Origin of the sequence: Trichocoleus sp. ST-U1 (assembly GCF_039961835.1) — a bacterium.
Lineage (GTDB): Bacteria > Cyanobacteriota > Cyanobacteriia > Cyanobacteriales > FACHB-T130 > FACHB-T130.
This window is the reverse complement of record NZ_JAMPJZ010000141.1, coordinates 1-7,132: the sequence shown is the minus strand read 5'-3', so window position 1 is coordinate 7,132 and position 7,132 is coordinate 1. Positions and strand designations below refer to the sequence as shown.

The following is a 7,132-nucleotide window of genomic DNA, read 5'->3' as shown; positions in this document are numbered from 1 at the left end:
AATGGATAGAGATAGAGGCTTATCGGGACTGGAAAAGTTTAGTAAAGTATGTCAAAAATGTGCTAAAAAAAGTCGGAACCGAATATGTAATTAATTTTGCTTAAGCACTTATGGCAATACCAGCAAATTAGTTTTTCGGGGTAGCACCTGAGGGACTTACTCCATTTAGGGCGAGTATTATCGGGAATTGTGAAGAAGTTTGTAAGATAGCGATCGCAAATTCCTGCGGTGTCTAGTTTCAGGAGAAACTCCCACAAACTAAAATCCCAGGATTGTCCGAAAACTGGTTAGGAAAGAAGTGTTGCATCAACAAGGCGATAGCGAAGCACTAACTTGTCAGTTCGCATTTTTGTGCCTTTAGTGCAAAAATTTATTGAACAGATGGTAGAAGAGGAAGAATAGGCAAGGGTTTCAGCAAGTTCTCCTGGGTACTTTTATCGATGAGAAGTACCATAAGCGATCGCTTGTGTCAGAAATTCTTACTAATCCGTGGAAGATTATAAAACTACATTTTAAGTTAATTAAACTCTGCGTTATCCTCTGCATACCTTTGCGTTAAAAAACAAAAAAGGTGGGGATCGCCCACCCTACATAAATTAACCCTTAATACAGACAACCTGCTTCAACGTCGCTACAACTTCAACGAGATCCGCTTGATTAGCCATAACTTGCTCGATCGGTTTATAAGCGCCAGGAATTTCATCCAAAACGCCCTCATCCTTGCGGCACTCTACACCATTTGTTTGCTGAATCAAATCATCCAATGTGTAGACATTCTTTGCCTTGTTTCGAGACATCAAACGTCCAGCGCCGTGACTGCAAGAACAGTAGCTTTCAGCATTACCTTTACCCTTAACAATGAAAGATTTTGCCCCCATTGAACCAGGAATAATGCCATAATCTTCTTCACGTGCCCGGACTGCACCTTTGCGAGTGACATACACATCTTCGCCAAAATGCACTTCTTTTTCGGCGTAGTTGTGGTGACAGTTCACTGACAGCAGCGGCTTTGTTTGTTTACCCCCAGCGAGATGCTTTTCTACAATTCGCTTAAAACGCGCCATCATCACGTCGCGGTTGAAACGGGCGTAGTCTTGCGCCCACTGTAGATCGTGCCAGTAGGTGGCAAATTCAGGCGTACCAGCGACAAAGTAAGCTAAGTCTGGATCGGGTAAGCGATCGCCTGCTAGTTTTGCGAGTTCTTTAGCCGTACCAATATGGTTTTGTGCCAGCATATTACCGATGTTGCGGGAACCAGAGTGCAGCATTAACCAGACAGCGTTCTCGGTATCCAGGCAAACTTCAATAAAATGATTCCCGCCACCGAGAGAACCCATCTGTTTCATGGCTTTACTTTCCAGGCGCTGCACCCCTGAATGCAATTCTTTGAAATCTCGCCAACCCTGCCAGTTTGAAACGGCTTTTTCAACATCTTTGTTTTCATTGAAACCAACCGGAATCGCTGCTTCTAAATCCAGACGAATTTGCTTTAGCTTACCCTCCAATTGTTCGGCAGTAAAGGGTGTTTTAATTGCCATCATCCCGCAGTTGTGGACAAAAACGCCAGCACTTAGGGCAAAGTTACCATATTCTGGCACTGTCAAGCAGTAAACATCTTCTCTTTCTGTCAAGGGAATAATTTCGACTACTTTATGGTTGTAGCCGTGTTGATTCTTTCTGTGATTATGAAGCCCGATTGGACTTTTGACTTCATCTCCACAAGTTTCACAGATGTAAATCCGATTAGCAATTTCCTTGCTCTTGTATCTTCCCTTTTCGCTGGTGTTGTATTGAATTAAAAACTGCTTTCCTCTGGCCCCATTTCCCGATACGGATGCCCTGAAATGTTCTGGACGTTCCTGCATATGAAGAATATGTTTCGTCCCTCTTTCAGAATAATATCTGTATCCATCCGGAGTAGTGGCTTTAGCCGCGATCGCTTGCTTTCTTTTTTCCTCAAACTCTAACGATTGCCAATGGGTATTCCTGTCTACTAATGAGCGGTGATAAGCAGAATGATCTTTATCACCCATAAACTCTAGATTTTCTGGACGATTGTCAGCTTGCTCAAAGTTCTTGTGGTGAATAACAGTTTTCTGACCGTTAAATGAAGGAACTTTCCCTAATAACCCAGACCGAGCAATAACCCAGTGCGCTTTTTGCCATCTACCTGAATAGGGTTGCTGGATTAAAATATATCCATCTTTATCTACTTGGGAATAAAAAGGCATCAACGAAGCACCAGCTTTGAGGTCGCCAGCTTCCTGATAAGTGCCGTTTCTGAGCATGAATTGATGGTCAGGGGTACATTTGATTTCCTCTCCGTTGTCGAGAACTACCTTTAAGAGTTCTGCATTACGACGAGTTAGCTTAGCCGTAGCCTTCGCGGCTACAATTCTTTGAGTCTCGGTGCAGGAATAGACAACAAACTCTTGCTGAGCTTTGGCTAGTTCTCCGATTGGGTAGGATTTACCATCAGCTAAAGGAACCAGAGTGTCACCAGTAAAGCAACCAATATCCACACCGACAGCAGCTGGCATAATTGCTTCTTTAGTCGCCACAACAGAACCTACCAAGGCACCTTTGCCAAGGTGAACGTCTGGCATCAGCGCTACGTGTTTGAATACAAATGGCAGGGAGGCAACATTCTTTGCCATCTTGGTTTCATCGGAACCAAGGGCATGATTTGCCCAAGATAGCACTGGCACTGGGGTTGAAATTTCTAGCTTTTCGTATGGCATAAACGTTTGCCGCTGATATTTGATATTAAAGATCCGTGACGCTGCGAGCCTACTCCCGGTCGCGATCGCAATCTGCGCTGAGGTAGCTCTGGCAATAATACTTTATGTATTACTTTTATAATACATAAAGGAGTGCGGGTTTGTCATCTCCCAAAGACATCCGCAGGAAGAGTTTCTGCGTTATAAATAGCATTAAGATTTGTAAAGAGGAGAACGCTCCTCAGGTAATCTACAACAACGCAGATAAAATCCTATGGCGGTTGGCAAGAACTCAATCTATGAGCGCTTCTTAGCACCTGTGGTTCGGCTGTTGATTGATGAAGAGAAGCTGCGGAGTTTCTATGAGAGTGTGGATTGGGAGCAAGAGGGCGATCGCTTCCGGAAACCCAATCTTTCCTATCCCTCCTACTACAGTAGCCAAAACTTCCACGGCATTGAGCGCGGTTATCTTAACTCCGGTGCGGCAGTTTCCTACGACCCGATTACCCAGTACGCCTTGCCTCCCAACGAAACTTGGGTACGCCAAAGCTTGATTGATGCGATTGGAGGGCAACCGCGACGGATTTTAGACTTAGGCTGCGGTACCGGCTCCACAACGCTGATGTTAAAGCAAGCTTTCCCGCAAGCGGAAGTCATTGGTCTAGACTTGTCGCCTTATATGCTGGTGATGGCTGACTACAAAGCCAAAAAAGCACAGCTAAACATCCAATTTTTGCACGGGAATGCTGAAGAAACTGGCTTTCCTGATGCGTCCTTTGACCTGGTAACGGCTTCTTTGTTGTTTCACGAGACACCACCCGCCGTATCTCGCACCATCTTGCGGGAAAGCTTCCGCCTGTTAAAGGCTGGGGGAGAAGTGTTGATTCTCGATGGCAATCAGAAAACGATTCGCCAAGTAGATTGGCTAAGTGATATTTTTGAGGAGCCGTACATCAGAGCTTACGCCAGTGATAGCGTAGATGCCTGGATGGGAACCGCAGGATTTGAAGCGGTGCAAACTCAGGATGTGTTGTGGATACACCAAGTTACTAGAGGCATCAAACCCATCCCAGTTCAAAACCCTGGCTCGGTATCAACATCCCGTACAGCGACCAGTAGCACGGCAGATAATGAGGATTTGGAGGGCTTTGGTGCCCCAGCTTTTGGCACAACGGCATGACTTTGAAGGCAGTTTTGTTTGACTTTAACGGTGTCATTATTAACGATGAGGCAATTCACCGCGAACTAATTGATGAAGTTCTAATTTCAGAGAATCTGCGGTCGAAACCATCAGATTACCGACAATTTTGTTTAGGCAGGAGCGATCGCTCCTGCCTGAATCAGCTGCTGAAAAATCGCGGTAGATTTGTCACCGAAAACTATTTAACCGAATTGGTGAACCGCAAGGCGCAAGCCTACCAGCAGCGCTTGGAGGCGCTGGAAAAGCTACCTATTTATCCAGGCTTGGAAGACTTCATTAACCGATTGCGGATGCGAGAATTGAAACTGGCTGTAGTCAGTGGCTCCATCCATTCTGAGGTAGAACTGGTATTAACTCGCGCTGGAGTGGCTGAGTCCTTTAGCGTTATTGTTGCCAGTGACGACATCAGCGCGAGTTCGCCAGAACCCGATGGATATCTTCTGGCAGTGGAACGCCTCAATCAGCAATATCCTCATCTCAACCTACTGCCATCGGAGTGTCTGGCGATTGAAGATACCCCAGCCGGAATTCAAGCTGCAAAGATTGCTGGTGTGCCAGTAGTGGGAGTAGCGCATACTTACCCGTTTCATATGCTGCAACGCTGGGCTAACTGGGCTGTTGATGAGTTTTCTGACTTAGAATTAGAGCGGCTGGAACAAGTCTATTCTCGAAGTACACCCCAGGCAACGATCGGATAAACCACTGACTCTGTACGGATAACGCGATAGTTAGTTGTTTCTGGCTGGATGTTAGAATATTTTAGAATATTGAAGTTCAATAGCTCATAGCTTATGGCTATTAGCTCACAGCTTGGGGAATTAGCTCAGTTGGTAGAGCGCTGCGATCGCACCGCAGAGGTCAGGGATTCGAGTTCCCTATTCTCCATTAACATCAGCAAGGTAATTAATCTAAAGTCTACTAAAACTCTACTAAGAATGAGTAGCTATATGGAGATTTTGGTCTTCTTAGCTGTAGGAAGCTCTAGAGTTCGATGGTTTAATTGCAGATTGATAAATTGCACATCGCCTGTCACCTTAGTATCTGCGATCGCTTACAGGCAAATCCTTATCCGTCTTAGAGCGTTAACCAACTAAAAACCTGCTCAACCGTCAGTTTTAACCCAATCCCACTAAGAATAGGTAACTCAGCCGTTCCCCTTAGCAATTGTACTCGCTGCTCCGGAAACACAACTAAAATACTCTCCTCTTCTGGATCGATTAACCACCCTAACTCTGTACCATGCTGAGAGCAGTGGAGCAATTTCCCTAATACTTTCGTTTGGCTCTGATCGGGGGATAAGATTTCAATTGACCAATCGGGATAAATCTCGAAGCGATTGGCAATCCTTCCAGAAGGACGAAGCGGAATTCTTTCCCACCGAAACACCACAACATCTGGAACAATCGAGTCTCCCCCAAACGTACAGCGTAGTTCTGGGAATGCAAGCGCAATTTTCTGCGGTTCGGCGACTTCGTTAACAACCGCGCAAAATTTAAACTGCAATCGGCTATGCTCACCTTGAGGCATGGGTTTTTGAATAACCTCTCCGTCAATAAACTCAGATGCGGGTTTAGTTTCTGGGAGTTTTAAGAACTCCTCCAGAGTTAAGGGCTGCGTGACTATACTCATCTTCTCACTCAGTAGATCGCCATTCCGCTTCTCAGCGGGTTAGGAGGGATCGTGCCTGTAATAGTTTCTTGAATTCTCGCACTTCCTCCGCCATGACCTGTTCTAACTTCAGTAACCTTTGCATCGATCGTCACCTATGGCGACTCATAAAACGGCTTATCTTGCTCAATCTGGCGGTAACGACTCGCTCTTTACTTGCGCCTTTGTCACCCAAAACTAACGACTCAATTGATTGATTTCCGCTTACAACACTTGCAGCCTGAGTCTTTTAGCTTCTTTCTTGGCTCAATTTTCCTGAAACGCCTATTGAGCCTAAATTTTTTCACGAGGGTTGGGATGGGGTTTCAGAGGTCTCTACAAGCCTTGAGCGGCTCCCTTCCATCGTTAATCCGGAACCAGTTTTAACTTTCCGCCTTAGTCCCTGTCAAGTTATTGTTCGCTTTGTTAAGTATTTGGTAACTCTTGTTGCAACTTGTGCGATCGCGATTTTGGTATTACCAGATAAGTTATCGTGGAAAACTAAAGGAATAATTAAATAAGAGGCCGTGTGCCGTACCCATCTGCTCCCACCACCCACATAACACCCGTTCCTAGCCAATTCGGCACTCAGAACAGCTATCCGCTTATAGGAGGTTTTATGACTCCCACAATGCTGCGTCAGCTTTGGGCTTTAATTGAAACGACTCAGGCCAATATGTTATTGAAGCTAGACGATGCCAGCCTAGTACAGTGGCTGCTGAAGCAACTGAAACAACAGCGATCGCTCAATTCCGACGAAACAAATATTATGACTGACTATCTGCACTCAAAGCTATCCCTGATCCGGGATCTCGCTCAAGAGCGTCAGTCTGTCTGGCAAGAAACCCATTAACAGTAGAGACGCGATGTAAATCGCGTCTCTACTTTCTAAAGTGCCAATTGTTAGAAGCCAAAAGCTACCTGGGTGCCAAGGGACGCTTTGGGAAAGACTGCGGCTCTGGTGGGGGTGCGGCAGGTGTATTAACTTGTGAAGAATTCGCAAGCGTTGCCGACACGAGGGCATAGCCCAAATAAGCCGGTAAACTTATCGCCATCACAGCAGCGATCGCTGCCGCCCAGGTACGCCGCGTCAAGACAGGCCCGTAATGGCTGCGATAGGGGTCATAAGCGAGAGATTCTGATGGAATCATGTCCCTCATGGCAGTCGGTCGCTTGAACCGCACCCGCCGGTCATCCATTTTTTCTAATAAAATCCAGCCGGATTGTGCCTCTTCTTCACACAGCTTTTGAAAAACCGTTGGATTGCGAAATAAATCGCCTTTAGCTCGCACAATTTTAAATTCCCAGCCCATCAGTCGCGGATCTTTGAACGTCTGGGCAGAGGAACCATTAGAAGGCAGCTCTGCGGGTGCCAGGTCTTGTTTAGATTCATAACGAGTCAAAGTTTCTTCCTCTTCCTCATATTGCTGACCTGCACTCACCTGCTGCCAGCGCATCCATCCGCTTACCATGACTGCCTCCAGACCAAAACTTCCAACCAACAGGCTCCATACAATCACTTCGACCATATTTTGATAGCTATCAGCTTTGTGAATGGCGAATG

6 protein-coding genes, 1 tRNA gene and 1 pseudogene are annotated in these 7,132 nt (G+C 46.0%); 5 read left to right on the top strand and 3 right to left on the bottom strand.

The features are described 5' to 3' along the window. Nucleotides 1-104 (top strand): annotated as a pseudogene (locus tag NDA06_RS25945) (IS630 family transposase); the annotation flags it as partial. A gap of 492 nt (nt 105-596) precedes the next feature. Here NDA06_RS25945 and NDA06_RS25940 read toward each other — a convergent pair. Then, nucleotides 597-2,741: an RtcB family protein gene (locus tag NDA06_RS25940; protein WP_190986649.1), complete on the bottom strand. Its 2,145-nt coding sequence runs from the start codon at nt 2,739-2,741 to the stop codon at nt 597-599. A 253-nt stretch (nt 2,742-2,994) separates the two neighbouring features. On the opposite strand from NDA06_RS25940, the gene NDA06_RS25935 reads away from it, so the two are divergent. The 3 genes from NDA06_RS25935 to NDA06_RS25925 all read left to right on the top strand — a co-directional run bounded on the left by NDA06_RS25935 (nt 2,995) and on the right by NDA06_RS25925 (nt 4,806). Further along, entirely contained in the window at nt 2,995-3,900 is a 906-nt protein-coding gene (locus NDA06_RS25935; protein WP_348251923.1) for a class I SAM-dependent methyltransferase, read from the top strand. Then, nucleotides 3,897-4,619 (top strand): HAD family phosphatase, encoded by a 723-nt coding sequence (locus NDA06_RS25930; RefSeq protein ID WP_190986651.1) that lies wholly within the window; start codon nt 3,897-3,899, stop codon nt 4,617-4,619. The genes NDA06_RS25935 and NDA06_RS25930 overlap by 4 nt, the downstream gene beginning before the upstream one ends. 114 nt (nt 4,620-4,733) lie before the next feature. Next, nucleotides 4,734-4,806 (top strand) — tRNA-Ala (locus NDA06_RS25925). A gap of 189 nt (nt 4,807-4,995) precedes the next feature. On the opposite strand, the gene NDA06_RS25920 is transcribed toward NDA06_RS25925, so the two are convergent. Continuing rightward, nucleotides 4,996-5,550 (bottom strand): Uma2 family endonuclease, encoded by a 555-nt coding sequence (locus NDA06_RS25920; RefSeq protein WP_190672261.1) that lies wholly within the window; start codon nt 5,548-5,550, stop codon nt 4,996-4,998. A 637-nt stretch (nt 5,551-6,187) separates the two neighbouring features. Here NDA06_RS25920 and NDA06_RS25915 point away from each other — a divergent pair. Then, a complete protein-coding gene (locus NDA06_RS25915; protein WP_190415034.1) occupies nt 6,188-6,421 on the top strand; it encodes a hypothetical protein in 234 nt (77 codons plus the stop codon). Nucleotides 6,422-6,485: 64 nt separating this feature from the next. On the opposite strand, the gene NDA06_RS25910 is transcribed toward NDA06_RS25915, so the two are convergent. Further along, a partial coding sequence (locus tag NDA06_RS25910) for a hypothetical protein (protein ID WP_348251922.1) occupies nt 6,486-7,132 on the bottom strand: 647 nt, incomplete at its 5' end.